This is a genomic window from Chondrinema litorale (genome assembly GCF_026250525.1).
In the GTDB taxonomy this organism is placed as follows: domain Bacteria; phylum Bacteroidota; class Bacteroidia; order Cytophagales; family Flammeovirgaceae; genus Chondrinema; species Chondrinema litorale.
In genome coordinates, this window is record NZ_CP111045.1 from 314,623 (window position 1) to 332,560 (window position 17,938).

Here is a 17,938-nt window from a genome sequence, read left to right on the forward strand (position 1 = left end):
ATTAAATGTTGCATGAACATTTGATAATATCTCTACTATGGAATCAATATCTGATTTTACCTGTTCAACTGAAAGAGTTTGAGAATATAAATTACAACTGAAACATACACAAATTAAATAAAGCAATTTTTTCATTTCATTAATTACTACTTTTCAACTAAAAGATTAGTTTAAATATACAACTAAATATTTAGTTGAAAAATAATTGTGCTTTTTTTTATAGTTTCAGTTTATTTATTTCAGTATAGTTAAACGATAACTTATAAAATCTCCCATCAATTTATTACTTTTTTAATCTTGTAAGGTGTTTAAACTCCTTGGCGAAATCTGCGACACACTTGCATACAACGAACAATTGCAAATTCAGCTTAAAGTGTAGTAGCTGATTTATTTGTCTGAGGTTTACTTTAGTTTACCAGGCTTATAAATCAGGTATTGAAATTTGTATCGTGTTATCTTTAGTTTATTAAATACATTTCTGGAGTTTAACACATCTTTTTGTCCGTCTTTGTTGGTATCCATAAAGGCTTTTACAGGAAGAATACAGCCTGCTATTTGGGTCTAATTACAAATCCGCTATAGATACAAAAGGATAGTATTTACTTGGGAATTACATATAACACGATACATATTTTTACATTCACTTCATTTAAGATGCCATTTTTAGATTATTTTGTTTCTCGATTGTTTGACTAATTTTCATCTTATATTTAGTAAACACTTGATTGTCAAATATATAGCTTGTATTTATTCAAATCCCTCCGGCTCTATAACCCATATACAAAAAATCAAATTTGAGTTTATACAACTGAGGAAGTTGTATAAAAAAGCACATAATGTGTCTTTATGTAAAGTGTATCCTTATATTGCCGTAAGTCAAAAGGTGAACGTGCTTTACGTTTTCCATTAGATGCCATCGCACAAAGAATGGATAAAAAATTTATTCAGGCTAGAGCAGATGGTTAGCATCATAAAGCAAGTAATTGTAGGCTCATTTTCCCTGTATAACACTGTTAAGGTATTTCCGTATTATACAGATTAAAGAAATTACAATTGTAACTTTCTTACCTTAATATCCATCCTCATATCATTGATTTCAATATCAGATTTTAATGCATTACATTTCTATAATGAATTGAGTAATAAAAACTTTAATTTATCTATTGAAACTGCTATAAAAAAATAGCATCCCCATTAAAAATGGATATTTCATCACTTCGTATTAGGAAATATTTAATATTAACGAAAAAACATCAAGTCATTTTTCCTTTCTTTTGTAACAAATATTGAGTTAAAATGCTAAATCAGTGGTATAACTCTGGTCATTCAGCATTATCATCTAAATCACAAACCAGTTATAAATGAAGACTTACTACCTAGTACTAACGAGCATATTTTTTTTGATAATTTCAACTCAGCTATCCTTAGGACAACATATTGAAAGAAATAAAGCTTATTTACAAGTAAAAAAAGAAACAAAGAATACTTTGTTACAACATACATCTAGTGTTTTCAAAGAACGTATTCAAAACTCAAAAGAAAGTGCACTTAAATATGTACAACAGAATTCTTTGCCAATAAGTATTATAAATGATTCTACCCACTTAGAATTAATAGGTCTTGATCCCATTGGGAAGCCCTTATATTATACTACCTATAATAGAAATGCAGCTCAAAGTATTGGAACAGAAAAAGTATGGAATGGAGGTACCCTAGGGTTATCACTTTCGGGTAGTGGACTTTATTTAGGCATATGGGATGGTGGAGGTGTAAGGCTTACACACGACGAACTACAAGGGAGAGTCTTTCAAAAAGATTATGCATCTTCTTTTGATTCTCATTCAACACATGTAGCCGGAACATTGATAGCTACTGGTGTATTAGATAGTGCCAAAGGTATGGCGTATGAAGCAGGTCTACATGTATATAACTGGAACTATGATGTATCAGAAATGGCAGAAGCGGCAGCAGATGGAATGCTAATATCTAACCATTCTTATGGATTTGTAACAGGTTGGTCACGTGTAGGTGGTAGCTGGATATGGTATGGAGATCCTGATATTAGTAAGAAAGAAGACTGGGGTTTTGGATTTTATAGTACAGAAGCTAGGGATTGGGATCAAATAGCTTATCAAGCTCCTTATTACCTCATATTTAAGGCAGCAGGAAATAACAGAGGAGAAGGACCTTCAAATAGTATATATCCACAAGATGGGCCATACGATTGTATTGGATATATTGGAAATGCAAAAAACATTATAACAGTGGGTTCTGTGGAAGACATAAATAGTGGATATAGTAGTCCTGAAGATGTAAAAATTAGTTCTTTTAGTAGTTGGGGGCCTACAGATGATGGAAGAATAAAGCCAGACATAGTTACAAATGGGTCTGCGGTACTTTCTACCTCTTCAAGTGCTGATAATGCATATGAAAGTATGAGTGGTACATCAATGGCTACACCAAGTGCCGCAGGCTCTTCATTACTTTTACAGGAACTATATCAGAAGAAATATGGATCTTTTATGTTGTCATCAACTCTTAAGGCCCTAATCATACATACAACAGATGAAGCTGGTGATGCAGAAGGTCCAGACTATACACATGGTTGGGGATTAATGAATACTGCAAAAGCTGCACAAGTGATCAGTGAGTCAGATACCAAACATCAGATCATTCAAGAACCCTTGGCAAACAATACTGAGTTTAGCCTACCTGTTACAATAGGTAATAATCCAGTAACCCTCACTCTTGTTTGGACAGATGTAGCAGGTAATCCTGTTAGCCCATCGCTAGATCCTAAAGATTTAATGCTTGTAAATGATTTAGATATGCGATTGATAGGAAATGGGAAAGAATATCTTCCATATATATTAGATCCTTCCAATCCTTCTATGCCTGCAACTAGAGGTGATAATTTTAGAGACAATGTAGAAAAAATATATATTGCCGCACCTACACCGGGTATATATAATATTAAAATTAATCATAAGGGTAATTTAGTAACAAAGGATCAAACATTTTCTTTAATAACTAGTGGTGTAGAAGTATCAAACTCCATACTTTGTTCTAATGCAACTGAAGTTAATATTGGTCTTAATACTGTATCTTCAAATTCGAGATGGTTTGTATTCAATCCTATGTCTGAAGTTGATGGAGTATTGAAATTAAGTACTATAGGGTTAACTGATTCAGATACACGAGTACAAATATATAGTGATTGTACAGGGGGTATTATTGATTGGGGAGATAATGAGGAAGGACTACAAACAGAAGTTCAAACTTTCATTCCTGCAAATGAAAGTGTTTACATCAAATGGGAAAATATATCCGGAATTGAGGACTTTAATTGGTTACTTAGTTATGAAGCTGTTGAACCCTCTTCTATGATTGACTCAATGGCATTAGTCAAACTTTACGAAACCACCAATGGTAGTAATTGGGTCAAGAATGATAATTGGCTTACTGATGCACCTCTAAAAGATTGGTGGGGAATAGAAACAAATGAACAAGGTAGAGTAACAAAAATAGATTTATTTGTTATGCCAGAAGGAAATAATCTAACTGGAGAACTTCCAATTTATGTAAAATATTTAACTGCATTAGAATATTTAAGTTTCAAAGGAAGTAATTTAACTGGTGGATTAACTAATGAATATATCAACTGGAATAAATTAAATTACTTAGACCTTAGTCAGAATAAGTTTTCAGGAATTTTTCCCGAATGGATATTAAATCTTACGAATCTTGACACTTTGATATTAGAAAAAAATGAATTTACTGGTTCAATACCAAGCTCTATAGATAAGTTAGAAAAACTAAAAAAGCTTGATATAAGTAATAATAAATTTACTGGTTTTTTTTCAACATTAGAGAAGTTAATTAACTTACAAGATTTAGATGCCTCATTTAATGAGATTAAATATTTTAATCCAAAAATTGGCAACTTAGCTAATCTAAAAATTTTAAATTTTTCTTATAACAACTTTAATAGTTCCTTACCTCGAGAAATAGGAAACTTGACTAAATTAGAAATCTTAGATATTTCCAGTAACCAATTCTCTGGCTATCTACCTTCCGAATTAGGAAACTTAACTAACTTACTTGTATTAAATATTTATAACAATCAATTTACTTATTTACCTTCAGAATTCGGGGATTTAACTAATCTGCAAACCTTAAATGCATCGAATAATAAATTAATTGGTAATTTACCTTCCAAATTAGGAAAATTACATAACCTACAAAATTTAGATCTTTCAGTTAATGATTTTAAAGGCAACCTACCGCCTGAATGGAGTAACTTGAAAAACCTACAAGTTTTAGATATTTCTGGTAATGAATTAGTTGGTAATTTCCCTCCCCTATTACATAATTTAACCAAGTTACAAAAATTAGATGTTTCTAGTAATAAATTTGATGGTGAATTACCTATTGAATTGGGGAGTTTAGTTAATCTACAATCTTTAGATGTTTCTAGTAATAAATTTACTGGAAATTTACCTACACAATTTGGTTACCTAAGTAAATTACAAACTTTAGATATTTCAGATAATGATTTTACTGGAAATCTACCATTAGAATTAGGGAACTTACTTAAACTACAATCCATAGATGCCAAAAACAATCAACTAGAAGGAAATATACCTGAAGAATTTGGAGCTTTAACAAGCTTAAAAAACTTTATGCTTAAAAATAATAATTTAAGTGGAAACATACCTGAAAGCCTGCAATCCCTTTCTTCTTTAACATTTTTAGAGCTAGAAAACAATGGATTTACTTCACTTCCTGATTTATCTAATATGGATAATCTTTTTCTTAAAGCACAAAACAATTATTTTACTTTTAAAGATATCTTACCTAATCTTTCTCTTACAAATTTTGAATTTATACCTCAAAAAAAATTGAATTTGCCCGATACTTTACTAGTTAATATAGGAGACACTATTCTACTTAGTGTTGATATTGATAAAGGGATAGAGAATAATCAATATTCTTGGTATTTTGATTATAGTAAAATTAGTACCAATAATTCTGATTCACTTCAACACATTATCAAATCAAAGGCAGATTTAGGAGTATATAGCTTAAAAGTCACAAATTCTGATTTAAAATATGTTGGAGATTTTGATTTATCAGCTTCAACTTATGTCGATTTAATTCCTGAGTTAGGAGAAGTTTGTGATTATGCTCAATCAATCGATGATAGTATTTATATTGTCCCATTTACTCCTTATTGGTATGAGTTTACCGCACCTGAAGATGGTACTTTAATAATAACATCAGAAAAGCATAAAACTTTAGACAAATACAATAGTATCCGGATTTATAAAAACTGTAATAAAAAGGTTTTGACTACTGCTGATTATATCAATGATAATTCAGACAGTATAAGAATCGTCCTAAATCTCAAATCTGGTGAAACAGTTTACCCTGCCTGGTACAATACATATTCATCAGCACTTTTTGAATGGGAATTAAAATTTGTTTCACTTAGTAATATTAATAGCCAAAGAGATGCTTTAGAAGTATTGTATTTTTCTTTAGATGGTGCTAATTGGCAAAATAACCAAAATTGGCTTTCTAATAAACCACTTAATGAATGGTATGGTATTAATACAAATAAAGATGGTTATGTAACCAATATATCTCTTGGTGCTAATAATCTTTCAGGTAAAATCCCCGATATATTTAGACATCTACCATTACTACAAGAATTAGTTTTGCATTCGCCCAAGAATCTAAGTGGTGATATCCCATCATCAATTTATCAATTGACGAATTTGCAAACCTTAGATTGTACATCTTGTGGGTTAGAAGGAGAATTACCTATAGATTTTGTAAATATGCCTAATTTAGAATTTTTATATTTAGATAATAATAATTTCACTGGTACTTTACACCAAGAGTTTGGTAATGCTCTCAAATTAAAACACTTATACATAGGGAACAACAATATTTCAGGTAAAATCCCTTGGGAACTAAGCCAACTTAATACTTTAACAGAACTTGGGCTAAACAATAATATACTTGAAGGACCTCTTCCAGCTTCTTTTGGTAATTTAACTAATCTAAAAGTATTAAATATCAATGATAATTTTTTGGATGGTAAAATTGATTCTTCATTTAACCAATTAAATAATCTTGAGGCCTTAGATATTAGTAATAATTACTTTACAGATTTACCAAACCTTTCTAGTATTGCTACTTTATCAAATCCTGAAAACTTAGGACTTAAAGTAAAAGGTAATTCATTCACTTTTGAGGATATTTTACCAAATATTTCAATTAGTAATTATGAATACTCACCTCAAAAAAAAATTACTATTATTGATAGTGTAGATATACAACAAGGCGAAAGTTATACCTTAACATTTGATATAGATAATAATACAAATGCTAATGTATACACTTGGTATAAGAATAATTATCAATTAGCAGTCACAGATACAAATGCTTTAGAAATTACCAAATATTCAAAAGCAAAAAATTTAGCAGGAACCTACGATTGTAAAATAACAAATCCTAATGTAAGTGGATTAAGATTGTACACTACAAGTGTTATTGTATCACTTTTAACTGGAACTCCACAAACTATTTCATTTGATTCAATATCTAATAAAGTTTATGATGATACACCTTTTAAATTATTAGCTACAGCTTCGTCTGGATTGCCAGTAACTTTTGCAGTACTCAATGGACATGAGTTTGTTGACTTGAAAAACAATACTGTTTCTATCAAAAGTATTGGAGAAGTTACTATAGGAGCATACCAAGCAGGCAACGATGTTTACTCCCGTACTAAAGTCCTACAAACTTTTAAAATAAATAAGGCAAAGGCAAGCATTAATATTACCGAAACAGAACAAAATTACGATGGCTCTCCAAAACAAGTATATGTAACAACTTTTCCAGAAAGCCTTAAAACTAGTATAACCTATGATGATGATTCTATACCTCCAACAGATATTGGTGAATACAAAATACAGGTTAATGTAGTTGATGATAATTATGAGGGAACTGCTGCTGACACATTAATCGTATCACCCTCTAACGTGTATTTCAACATAGACTCCTTAGAACAAATTTATGATGGAAATGAAAAAAGAGTAAAAATATCTACAGTTCCATCTGGATTGAACTACACTGTTACATACAATGGTAAAGAGGAACTTCCTTTAAATGCTGGTGAATATGAAGTAAAAATAATTATTAAAGAAATCAATTATGAAGGTAAGGCAGATACTTTGATGAAAATTAGTAAAGCTATTGCTTCTTTATCTTTGATTGATCTCTCAAAAGTTTATGACGGATCAGAAAAAAGGATAAGAGTTGATACAGAACCAGCAGGATTAAATGTAGATATTACTTATAATGGAGATAAACATACACCTATAAATGCAGGTAAGTACTTTGTTTTGGCCAATATATCAGAACAAAACTATCAAGGGGTGATTTCAGACACCTTACATATTGCCAAGGAAAAAGCTAGTATTTCCATATCAAACTTAGAACAAGTAGTAGACCAAAATAATCCAAGGCATGTTACTGTGACTACAATCCCTAGTGAGTTAGAAACAGAGGTATTATATGACGGAAATTTAGAGCTACCAATGCTTATAGGAGAATATAAGGTTGTTGCTAAAATTACTGATAAAAACTACACAGGAGATACATCAGCAATATTTAGAATTACAGAACCACTAAACATATCTAAAGAATTAAGTAATAAACTATTAGTATATCCTAATCCTAGTAATGGTAAATTTGTAATCGAAATAACTACTTCTATAGAGAGCAATGCTTTAATACAGATATTTTCTATTAAGGGTTTAATGATTTATGAACATAAAATCTTAAACAAAAAAGATTACATATTTGAAATTGACCTTTCTGATTACCCTAGTGGTAGTTATTTACTTCAATATAAGGAAAATGAGAGTATTGGTATAAAAAGATTGATTAAACAATAAAATATTATTATAACACTAACACGAGGTAAGGAGTTTTTCTCCTATTCATTTCAAAGACCATTAAAGAAACATTGATGTATAACACTGAAATATTATTACAGTGTTATACAAATTTTAAAACCGCCATATTTTGGGTCTGAAAATACACTATTTAAAATACCACTCTCATTAGCACAAAAATGTTCTTCTAGATTATCTTCTATCTCATATATTTGATTAGAGGTTCTCAAGTACTTTATTTTCATACCTTTAAATATATTTTATTTATGATAAGGAGTAGGGTATTTTAACAAATAACATAGGAGTTACGCAAACTCAGAGATAAACAGCCTGAGTGCATTTCTGTAAATTATTTTTCTGATAGCTCCTACACTTTCTATCACTCCATCCCTATATAAGTTGAGCAATCTCTGCACACCCCTAAGTGCATAGAAGAAGTGGTTGTTGACCTGACGTTTCTTCCTGACAAAGAAATTCTCCATTGAGCAGAACTGTTTGAGATGTCTAAAAGTGGTCTCCACCTGCCAATGTATTTTTTTGAGTTGCTTGAATACTTCCATTTCGGTATTCTGCTGTTGTCCCTGTGAATAATCATAGACCGCATAGTGCCTCACGTCTCCGTTCGAGGAGACTGTCCGAAACATCTTGACGAACCCGAACCCTTTCAAGTGTACGTCAAGTCCCTGTTGGGGTATATCAAGATAACCTACCTGCAAGGATTCCCCTTTTTTGGGGCTGACTATCTTATTCTTGGCAAGACCGACCATAAAACCCAGTTCCTTGCTCCTTAGGAACTTAAGGTTTCCAAGAGAAGAGTACCGGCTATCGGTCGTCACCAATCTCGGACGGAGTCCCCAGCCGGTCACCTCCCGTACCATCCGCTCATGCTTGGACTCTCCTCCATCCGCATCGAAAAGCCTGAAATTGACCGGAAGACCGGTTCATCGTCACTTTTGATACTGCTGGCGAAATGCTATAAGTCCTATTCAAATATTTATTAGATTCGGAAATCATACAATAAATATTTAAATACAAGATCATGTTAAAGCCAAATAAGATCCCTGAAATTCCCATACTGACCAAACAAGTTGCCCATGCCAGTTTTCCTAAAGGGAATATTTATATAACCCTCAAAGATGAACTAGGGATAATCTATGAAAATGAATTTTTTGCAGATTTATTTCCCGCTAAAGGTCAGCCAGCAGCAGATCCTTGGAGATTGGCCATGATTACTGTTATGCAATTTATCGAAGGTTTATCTGACCGACAAGCTGTAGAGGCTATGGCGTCCCGGATTGATTGGAAATATTTATTGAGCTTGGAACTCACTGCAACAGGTTATGATAATAGTGTTTTATGCGAATTTAGGAGTAGATTGATCAAGGGAGCTCCAGTAACTCTACTCTTGGACAGATTACTAAAAAAATGCGAAGAGCGTAAATGGATCAAAAAGAGGGGAACTATCCGGACGGATTCTACCCATATGCTAGGTGCTATAAGAGCGACCAATAGATTGGTCTGCATAGGTGAAACAATTAGAGCAGCACTGAACAGTTTGGCCACAGTTGCTCCTGATTGGATGAGGCAACATGCCATACCGGATTGGACCAAAAGGTATAGCTCCCGAATAGGTAGTACCCGCCTTCCCCAAAGTCAATTAAAACAACTAGGGTTTGCAATACAGATAGGAAAAGATGGATATGACCTTTTGGATATTATATATCAACAAGACGATGAGGGCTGGTTAAGAAACCTTCCTGCCGTTAAACTCCTCCGCAATGTATGGGTACAACAATTTTATCTTCAGGAAGACAAAATAAATTATAGGGACAAGCAATTGGGCATCCCCCCTGCTTTACAGTTCATCAGCTCACCTTATGACAAAGATGCCCGCTATGCCAAGAAGTATACCACATCCTGGATAGGCTATAAAGTACATATTACAGAGACATGTCAGGAAGATCTTCCTTATTTGATTACCCATATGGTTACAACCAAAAGTCCCATTGCCGATAGTAATATGACCGATGGCATCCATGATGATCTAAAAAAAGATAAAAGACTTCCTAAGACCCACTTGGTAGATACAGGGTATATTGATTCTGCTTTATTGGTAAACAGTAAAAAACAATATGCCGTTGAACTCTTAGGACCAACCCGGTCCGATCAAAAATGGCAAGCCAGATCAGGAAAAGGATTTGCATTGAAAAACTTTAAGGTCGATTTGGACAAACAGGAAGCCATTTGTCCTGAGGGTCATACCAGTAAAAGTTGGACAATAGCCTATGATAAACGTAAAAAAGAAATGATAAAAGTAAAGTTCTCTATGAAAGATTGTAAAGTATGTAAAAGTAAAGCGTTCTGCACCAAAGCTCAACGGCGCACGCTCACTTTATTGCCAAAAGAGGAGTATCAAGCGATGATAAAAGCTAGGATCGGACAGAGTAGAGGTGATTATATTACAACATATAATAGGAGAGCAGGAGTAGAAGCAACTATATCTTTGGGTGTAAGAGCCTTTGGAATGAGGAGAAGTAGATATATAGGTCTTTGTAAGGCAAACTTACAAAATGTAATTATAGCCACAGCTATGAATTTTTCAAGAATTTATTATTGGCTGGAAGAAAGACCAAGAGAGAGGACCAGAATCTCAGCTTTTAGGAAATTGATGGAATATCCTGACAGAATCGTTGCATAGAAGGTTTCATTTCGCCAGCAGTATCAAATGTGATGATGAACCGGTCACTCCGAAATAGCCATCGCCAGTATGCATGGGTATTTTTCGCATTGGAAATAGTATCATCTATTGAATAATAAACATGAATAGGAAATTTATAATCTTTGAAATGTCCAGTAGGAATAGTTTTACCATAAAATTTTTCATCAAAAAAATAATCTTCCTTTTCTAACCAATCTCTCCATTCGAATACAACTTTCTTAGGTAGATTTTCCATAAACTTATAGGGTTTGGCTTTTACAAAACCATTCATTAGGACACTCAACGGTGAGAAAAAGTAAAAGAAAAAATATGCTTTTATTCTGTAATCAAATGGCATATTGAGGTAATATCCAGAAGAAACTGCTATATTGATAATACCTTCCACATTATCTAAATTTTTAATAAAACCAATTTGCTGTCCACCAGCACTGTGTCCTATAAAAATAAAAGGTAGCTTAGGAAAACGACTTTCCAAATAGTCTTTTATGGCAGGCATATCTTTTGTACCATAATCAATAAACCTAAAGGTGCTGTCTTTCAGGTTATCTGATGCTAAAGTTCCTCTATAATTCCAAAAACAACATAAAAAGTCATTTTCTGCTAAATATGTTAGAAATGGAAGATAGAATTCTTTCTTGGTAGCTGTACCGCAATTAAATTGAACAACTGCTTTTGGGTTATCAGGTTTAAGTAAAGTACCTTTTAAATTTACGCCATCCTCACATACAGTTTCAAAATACTCCTGTGTCATAATTTTGTGATTTAAAGTGTAAAAATCATACACGTAGAAACAGCGTGCACTTAATCTATCAACTAAATGAAAAACATACTTCTTCTAACGATCTCGCTTTTATGTATAGTTTCTATCGATGTAGCATCACAAAATATTGAAAAAGATAATTCACCAATTGTAGTACTTTGTTTTGATGATGCTGAAATTAGTCATTATTCAATAGTAGCTCCACTTCTACAAAAGTATGGCTACAATGCCACTTTTTTTGTTTGTGAAATGCCTAGAAAAACTCCCGCTGATTCTGTGTATTATATGAATTGGGAGCAAATAGCAGAATTACACAAAATGGGATTCGAAATTGGTAATCATACTGGCCATCATAAAAATATGACTAAACTTTCGCGAGAAGGAATGAAAGAAGAGGTTGAATATGTTGAAAAAAAATGTTTGGAATATGGCATTCCTAAACCTATCTCATTCGCATATCCCGGTAATCGGTACGATTCTCTTTCTCAAGTTGTTCTAAATGAATTGGGGTATTTGTACGCCCGCCAAGGAGGAAGCAATTATTATAAACAAAAAGAAGATAAACTTTTAGCTCTACCAAATTTTACAATGGGCTCTACTGAAAAACTAAAAGATCGTACATTGAATGCATTTAAAAATTTACCCAAAAATCAAGTGCTATTATTCACCATTCACGGAGTACCAGATATTGCCCATCCAGGATACACTACCTCAGAAGGATTTTTTGAAGAAATTTTGCAGTATATGAAAGAAAATCAATTTAAAGTGATAGCTATGAAAGATTTAAAAAAGACCATAAACCTTGAATAAGGTATTTGGAAGATGTTTTTTTATACTAAAAAATGGATATAAAATATCTTTGTATCTATCTACTTTTTAATAATTTGGATTTATATTTAAGAATATACTCAAATAAGTAAGTATTACATTCTAAATAACTACATAAACATATAAGACCTCATACTAAACAAACTGCAAATTCTAAGATGAAAATTAGGCAATCGTTAAGAATTATCATTTATGTATTTCCACTGGTCTTTTTTATTTATTCATGTAAATACTCAAAAAAGGAAAGCAAAGAACCCAAAGAAATAATTAGAGTTAATTACCCTGAGACCTATGAATTGGCAAATATTATTTTAGCTCTTACCGAATATGGAAAAACAGATAAATGGGAAGTAAGGCAAGGTTTCGATTATTATAATAAAGTCCAAGAGTACTTTAAACCAGTAAATGAACATCCGTTATTAGATTCTGTGAACTATTCCAGAACAAGGTGGGAAGAGTATTTAAGCTTTAGAACCGATTCATACGCATTCGAATTTGATGAAAATAACCAATTAAAAAGAAAGTTTGATTTCTATGCAAATAAAGGATTTCAACCTTTTGATAATCATTTGGATTTGATAAATGATTTTGTCCAAAAGTCGAACTTTAGAAAATTTTTTGCACAAAACAAGGACTATTATAATTCTGTAACTGACAAGTACAAGAAAACACAATACTTAAACGAAATGCGAGAATTCTTGATAAAAGAATTTGGTGAGCAGTACTCGAACAATGAAAAATATAATGTTGTTCTTTCCCCTTTTGTCTATAGAATGAATTGCCATAGAGATATCGATTCAATGACTGTGGCAGATTTCATAACAATTCCGGATTACGTCTTATCAGATACAATCTCAATAAATGAAAAAGATATCGCCACTTCAATTCACAATCTTTTTACCGAAATGGATCATGGATATGTAAATCCAACTACAAATCAATATAAAGAATTGGTTAACAAAAATTTCAACGCCGATTTGTGGGATAATGAAAGTGGGTACAATGAAAATGATGGATTTGGAGTATTTAACGAATATATGACTTGGGCGGTTTATGATATTTTCTTGAAAAAATATTTCCCTGATATTGCAAATGAAGTCGGTTTAAATTGGAGTTTTCAAAACGAAAGTAGAGGTTTTGAATATTCTCAACTATTCACTCAACAGCTTTTGAGTTTATATAATAAAAAGAAAAATGGAGAAACTTTGAATGACTTATATTCTAAAATGCTTAAATGGTCTTCTGAAATACAAAAAGACTTGTCAAAACCAAAAATAATATCACCAAAGGATTCAACATCCATTAATTTTTCCGAGAAAACTAAAATTGCTATTTCATTTTCAGAGCCAATTAAAAAAAATGACACCATAACAATGATTTTATCAGATGGAAAAAACTTAAGAAAAGTTATTGACTTAAATGGTACTGATAACAAACTAAAATGGACAGAAAACGGTAAAACAGTAGAATTTGAAATTAATTTACCTAATAATCGTAATGCCTATTATTTACAGTTCAATTGGTGGGGAACAATACATCCGCTTATAAGTGAAAAAGGAGTATTGATAAAAAGTGCAAGTTATTTTAAAGTAATTAATGAATAAAATCTTTGTCTGACATCATATCTGAAATTATCGATTCAAGCTCTTAAACGAAAATGAATTTTATAAATTTAAATCAGTATCAAACTAAATATGACTACAAAGCTTTTTTCTCTTATCGTTATGGTGATACTAGGAGCATCATCGTTTCTTTCCACTTTTGCCCAAGACACTATTTTCTGTGCCGATTTGAATCAGCCTGAATTCGAGAATTACGACCTTTTCAATCAGGATCTGAAAAGCAAGAAATTGATCATACTGGGAGAGATGCATTATAAGGCATCAAATCCAATTATACAGGCAGAGCTATTCATACACTTAAACAAAGAATTCGGTGTAAGACACTTGCTCATTGAGTTTGGGCACGCCGAAGCCTATCTCTACAATCGGTACCTCCAAACAGGCAGTGAATGGTATCTCGACCATACCTCTCCTGGCTTAGGTAATTCCAAAGAATTTTATAACAGCATGAAAAAGCTATACAAGTATAATCTGGAATTGAATAAGGATAAGAAATTGGTCGTCCATGGACTTGACTTTGAGAGGGAACCAGGGCTTTCAGCAACATTATACGAATTATTGTCAAACTATACCGACCCGCAAGTAGAAAGTTTGCGGGATTCTATTTATGAACGATTGGATACTATTGGATTAGAACGGGACACCAAAGAATACAGTCATTACCTGAAGGGTAAGATAGGTGAGCTGTCCTTACCAAACGATGAGAACAAAAGAATAATTGACAAAATCCTAAATAATGAATCTTACTTTGTTAACTTATCTCAGAGAGACAAATATATGGTCAAACATTTTATGGAGCTCGATACGACTCAGGAAGCTTATCTAGGGAAATTTGGTATTGCGCATACTATGCTTAATGCCGTCAATGGATTCACGGCCTTGCTCAACAATATGGAACAATACAAAAACAATATATCGGTCATACAGATGTATTACCCAAATTCAGAAGAAAATAGTCCTTTGAACGACCTGAGCGACTGTCCCGTTTTTCTTTTTCGGCCAGATACTTTTGATAAAAAGTCCAATATATACAGGTTTTTTAATGATAGAAGTCAATGGGTATTAGTACTGAAAGATCAAAATCGCTCTACTAAACGAGATTAGACATTATTAGAGTCACACAGCTTCATTTTCAGGAATTTTTTCAATATCCAATTCATTGGAATCCGTAATTTGATTTATTGACCAAATCAATTGGCTAATCAATAGGGTGCAGGACAAACTTCCCTTCTTGACTTTTGATTCTTGATTTATCAAGGATAATGGCTATCTTGTAATAGTACAAACCAAAAAAATCTTACAAATGAAAGAAGATGCCATCACCCAGAAAATAGCCAATAAACTCAAGGCATGGAAAGCGTCCCAAAAAGGTCAAACGGACTTCTATGAATATGAAAAGAGCCGCTCTGGAAGAGCTTTGTGGAAACATGGCTGAAACTGGGCAAGGAGGTTTTGCAGGATGGTCTCGATAATGGGAACTATAAGAAGAATACGAAAAAAAAGTAAAGACCAGTATGGGTACGATGGTCATGGACAAAAAAGATCCACTGGGCAACTGTCCGAACAGATTCAGGATAAGTGGTTACCTACAGGAACTGATTACTTTTTTGGGTAGTGACCACGTATTTGCAGAGGCCAGTGAAACCCTTGATAAGCTTTTAGGGGTGAAGGTAAGTGCCAAACAAGTGGAAAGGGTCAGCGAGAAGATAGGTCAGATATTAGAAGACGAACAGGCGGTACAAGCAGGGAATGAAGAAAACGTGGGGACATTCGAAATAATCTCTAAACCCAACTACACCTATGTCCAGATGGACGGCTCGATGCTGTTCACCAGAGAAGATGGTTGGAAAGAGGTGGATCGCCACGCGACCAAACTTGGCAGGGTATTCCAAATACCTGTTGAGGAAACCCAGAAGGATACCCCACCGAAGATAGGCCATAGGAACAGCAGATGTCTTTTTACCACGGTTACAATGTATCATACCCAAAGTGGAACACCCTATATTCATCGCCGATGGGGCTAGTTGGATATGAAAATGGGTAATAGAGAAATATCCAAATGCCGTTCAGGTATTGGACTATTTTGCGGCTGCAAGCCACGCCATGGAATATGCCCATGACTTTGCCAAAGTAGCTTTCAAGGAAAAAGTGGAATATGATAACTGGATAGGCGGTGTAGAGAACTATCTGCTCACTGACCGTGTGGAGGCACTCACAAGACATTTTGATTGGATTGCAGATAGGGTGCTTGCATATAATTATTGATCTTGACCACCCCCAATTATCAAGCAGACCACTAGCAATTATGATATTGACCACCCCTTTAGCGCTTTGAGAGCGGTGGTCAAAAAAGCTATAATTATCAAACTGACCACTCAATATCAGGGTGGTCAAGATGATAATAATTATGATGCTGACCACCCCATTATCCCCGTCCTTCCGTGCTTTGTTTGCGGTAGCAACCAAACTACCGCAAGATATGGCAGGAAAGATATTGAACATGAACAAGTTAAAACAGATCATCAGGTTACGGGAACAGGGCATGGGTATCCAGACGATATCCAAGGGTCTTGGTGTCTCCCGTAACACGATAAAAAAATACCTGGCCCTGATCAAGGGCTCTGGCCATGATACAAAGACACTACTGGAGAAAGATGAGGTTGAACTGGAGGCCCTACTGGTATCCCCTCCACCAGATGAAGAAGAGCGTAAGCTCAATCTGGAAGCGATGAGACCCTATATCGAGAAGGAACTTCCCAGGACCGGAGTGAGCCGCTGGCTGCTCTGGACGGAATATATGCAGAAAAACCCCGGTGGTTACAGCTACTCCCATTTCTGCAACCACATCCGAAGTTGGAAGGCAGGCAAGGATGCCACCATGCACCTGGAACATTCCCCTGGTGACAAGATGTTCATCGACTTCACGGGGAAGAAGCTACACTGGGTGGACAGGGAAACGGGGGAACTGCACGAGGTAGAGGTCTATGTGGCCATACTTGGCTATAGCCAGTTGACCTTTGTCAAAGCGGTCCCCTCACAAAAAAAGGAAGACTTCATCGGTGCCACACAGGATGCCCTCCATTATTTCGGTGGTGTACCACGGTTACTCGTACCTGATAATCTCAAGGCAGCCGTACACAAAGCCAGTAAATATGAGGCAGACCTCAATACTGACTTTGCCGATATGGCCAACCACTATGGTACGGCCGTACTCCCGACAAGGAGTTACCGCCCACGTGACAAGGCATTGGTGGAGAACGCCGTCCGTATTGCCTATTCCCGCATCTATGCCCCATTGCGTGACAACACCTTCCATTCCCTACAGGAACTCAATTTGGCCATATCACAGCTCTTGGAACAGCACAATGATATGCACTTCCAAAAAGAGGCCATCAGCCGAAGGGAAAGGTTCAAAAAAGAGGAGAAGGAAAAACTGGGGCCACTGCCGATATCCCGTTATGAGTTGAAGCTTTTCAAGTACTGCACCGTGATGAAGAACGCCCATGTATCCCTGTTGGAGGACAAGCATTACTATAGTGTACCCTATCGCTTCATCGCCAAGAAGGTCAAACTGGTGTACTCCGCTTCCCAGGTCTCGGTCTACTATAAAGGGGAACGTATCGCCTTCCATCGTAGGGATATGCGTTGCCATGTCTACACCACCGTCAAGGAGCATATGCCCTCCACCCATCGCTTTGTATCTGAATGGAACCCACAAAAGTTCCTTTCATGGGCAGCGGGCATCCACCCCGATGTCAAGGATTTTATAACGGCTGTGATGGAAAGGAAACGCCATCCAGAGCAGGCCTACCGCAGCTGTGTGGGCATCCTGTCATTTGATAAAAAAGTGGGCAGGGAACGGTTCCTTGCAGCCATAAGACGGGCTGCCGACTTTGGTGCCTATGATTACAGGACCGTGGACCGTATCCTGAAAAGTGGACTGGAAAAATTGCCCAAGGAAAACAATGGACAGCAAACACTGCCCTTCCATGATAATATCAGGGGCAGCAAAGATTACAGATAACTATTTTTTAACCCT

Annotated in this window: 11 protein-coding genes and 1 pseudogene; 9 read left to right on the forward strand and 3 right to left on the reverse strand. The window is 34.7% G+C overall.

The annotated features are described in order from the left end of the window. Positions 1–1,361: 1,361 nt before the first annotated feature. Positions 1,362–7,970 (forward strand): MBG domain-containing protein, encoded by a 6,609-nt coding sequence (locus tag OQ292_RS24150; RefSeq protein ID WP_284686560.1) that lies wholly within the window; start codon positions 1,362–1,364, stop codon positions 7,968–7,970. Positions 7,971–8,065: 95 nt separating this feature from the next. Here the strand turns inward: OQ292_RS24150 and OQ292_RS24155 are convergent, their stop codons facing one another. Together OQ292_RS24155 and OQ292_RS24160 are read right to left on the reverse strand one after the other, a co-directional pair. Further along, complete coding sequence (locus tag OQ292_RS24155) at positions 8,066–8,215, reverse strand: hypothetical protein (protein ID WP_284686561.1); 150 nt, start codon at positions 8,213–8,215, stop codon at positions 8,066–8,068. A gap of 60 nt (positions 8,216–8,275) precedes the next feature. After that, positions 8,276–8,899 (reverse strand): annotated as a pseudogene (locus OQ292_RS24160) (transposase); the annotation flags it as partial. Between the two features lie 107 nt (positions 8,900–9,006). Between OQ292_RS24160 and OQ292_RS24165 the strand changes: the two are divergent. Beyond that, entirely contained in the window at positions 9,007–10,668 is a 1,662-nt protein-coding gene (locus tag OQ292_RS24165; protein WP_431733766.1) for an IS1182 family transposase, read from the forward strand. Here the strand turns inward: OQ292_RS24165 and OQ292_RS24170 are convergent. Next, a complete protein-coding gene (locus OQ292_RS24170) occupies positions 10,628–11,440 on the reverse strand; it encodes an alpha/beta hydrolase family protein (protein WP_284686562.1) in 813 nt (270 codons plus the stop codon). The genes OQ292_RS24165 and OQ292_RS24170 overlap by 41 nt on opposite strands. A gap of 66 nt (positions 11,441–11,506) precedes the next feature. Here OQ292_RS24170 and OQ292_RS24175 point away from each other — a divergent pair, with 66 nt between their 5' ends. The 7 genes from OQ292_RS24175 (at position 11,507) to istA (ending at position 17,923) form a co-directional block, all read left to right on the forward strand. After that, positions 11,507–12,259, forward strand: a complete 753-nt coding sequence (locus OQ292_RS24175; RefSeq protein ID WP_284686563.1) for a polysaccharide deacetylase family protein — start codon at positions 11,507–11,509, stop codon at positions 12,257–12,259. A 176-nt stretch (positions 12,260–12,435) separates the two neighbouring features. Next, positions 12,436–13,881 (forward strand): DUF4932 domain-containing protein, encoded by a 1,446-nt coding sequence (locus OQ292_RS24180; RefSeq protein WP_284686564.1) that lies wholly within the window; start codon positions 12,436–12,438, stop codon positions 13,879–13,881. Positions 13,882–13,971: 90 nt separating this feature from the next. Next, positions 13,972–15,003 carry a TraB/GumN family protein gene (locus tag OQ292_RS24185; protein ID WP_284686565.1) on the forward strand — a complete coding sequence of 344 codons (1,032 nt, stop codon included), beginning with the start codon at positions 13,972–13,974 and terminating at the stop codon, positions 15,001–15,003. 199 nt (positions 15,004–15,202) lie between these two features. Then, entirely contained in the window at positions 15,203–15,334 is a 132-nt protein-coding gene (locus OQ292_RS24190; RefSeq protein WP_284686566.1) for a hypothetical protein, read from the forward strand. Positions 15,335–15,428: 94 nt separating this feature from the next. Continuing rightward, a complete protein-coding gene (locus tag OQ292_RS24195; RefSeq protein ID WP_284686567.1) occupies positions 15,429–15,923 on the forward strand; it encodes a hypothetical protein in 495 nt (164 codons plus the stop codon). 49 nt (positions 15,924–15,972) lie between these two features. Beyond that, on the forward strand, positions 15,973–16,164 hold the full coding sequence (locus OQ292_RS24200) for a hypothetical protein (protein ID WP_284686568.1): 192 nt from the start codon (positions 15,973–15,975) through the stop codon (positions 16,162–16,164). Between the two features lie 142 nt (positions 16,165–16,306). Further along, a complete protein-coding gene (istA, locus tag OQ292_RS24205) occupies positions 16,307–17,923 on the forward strand; it encodes an IS21 family transposase (protein WP_284685752.1) in 1,617 nt (538 codons plus the stop codon). The last annotated feature ends 15 nt before the right edge of the window (positions 17,924–17,938 follow it).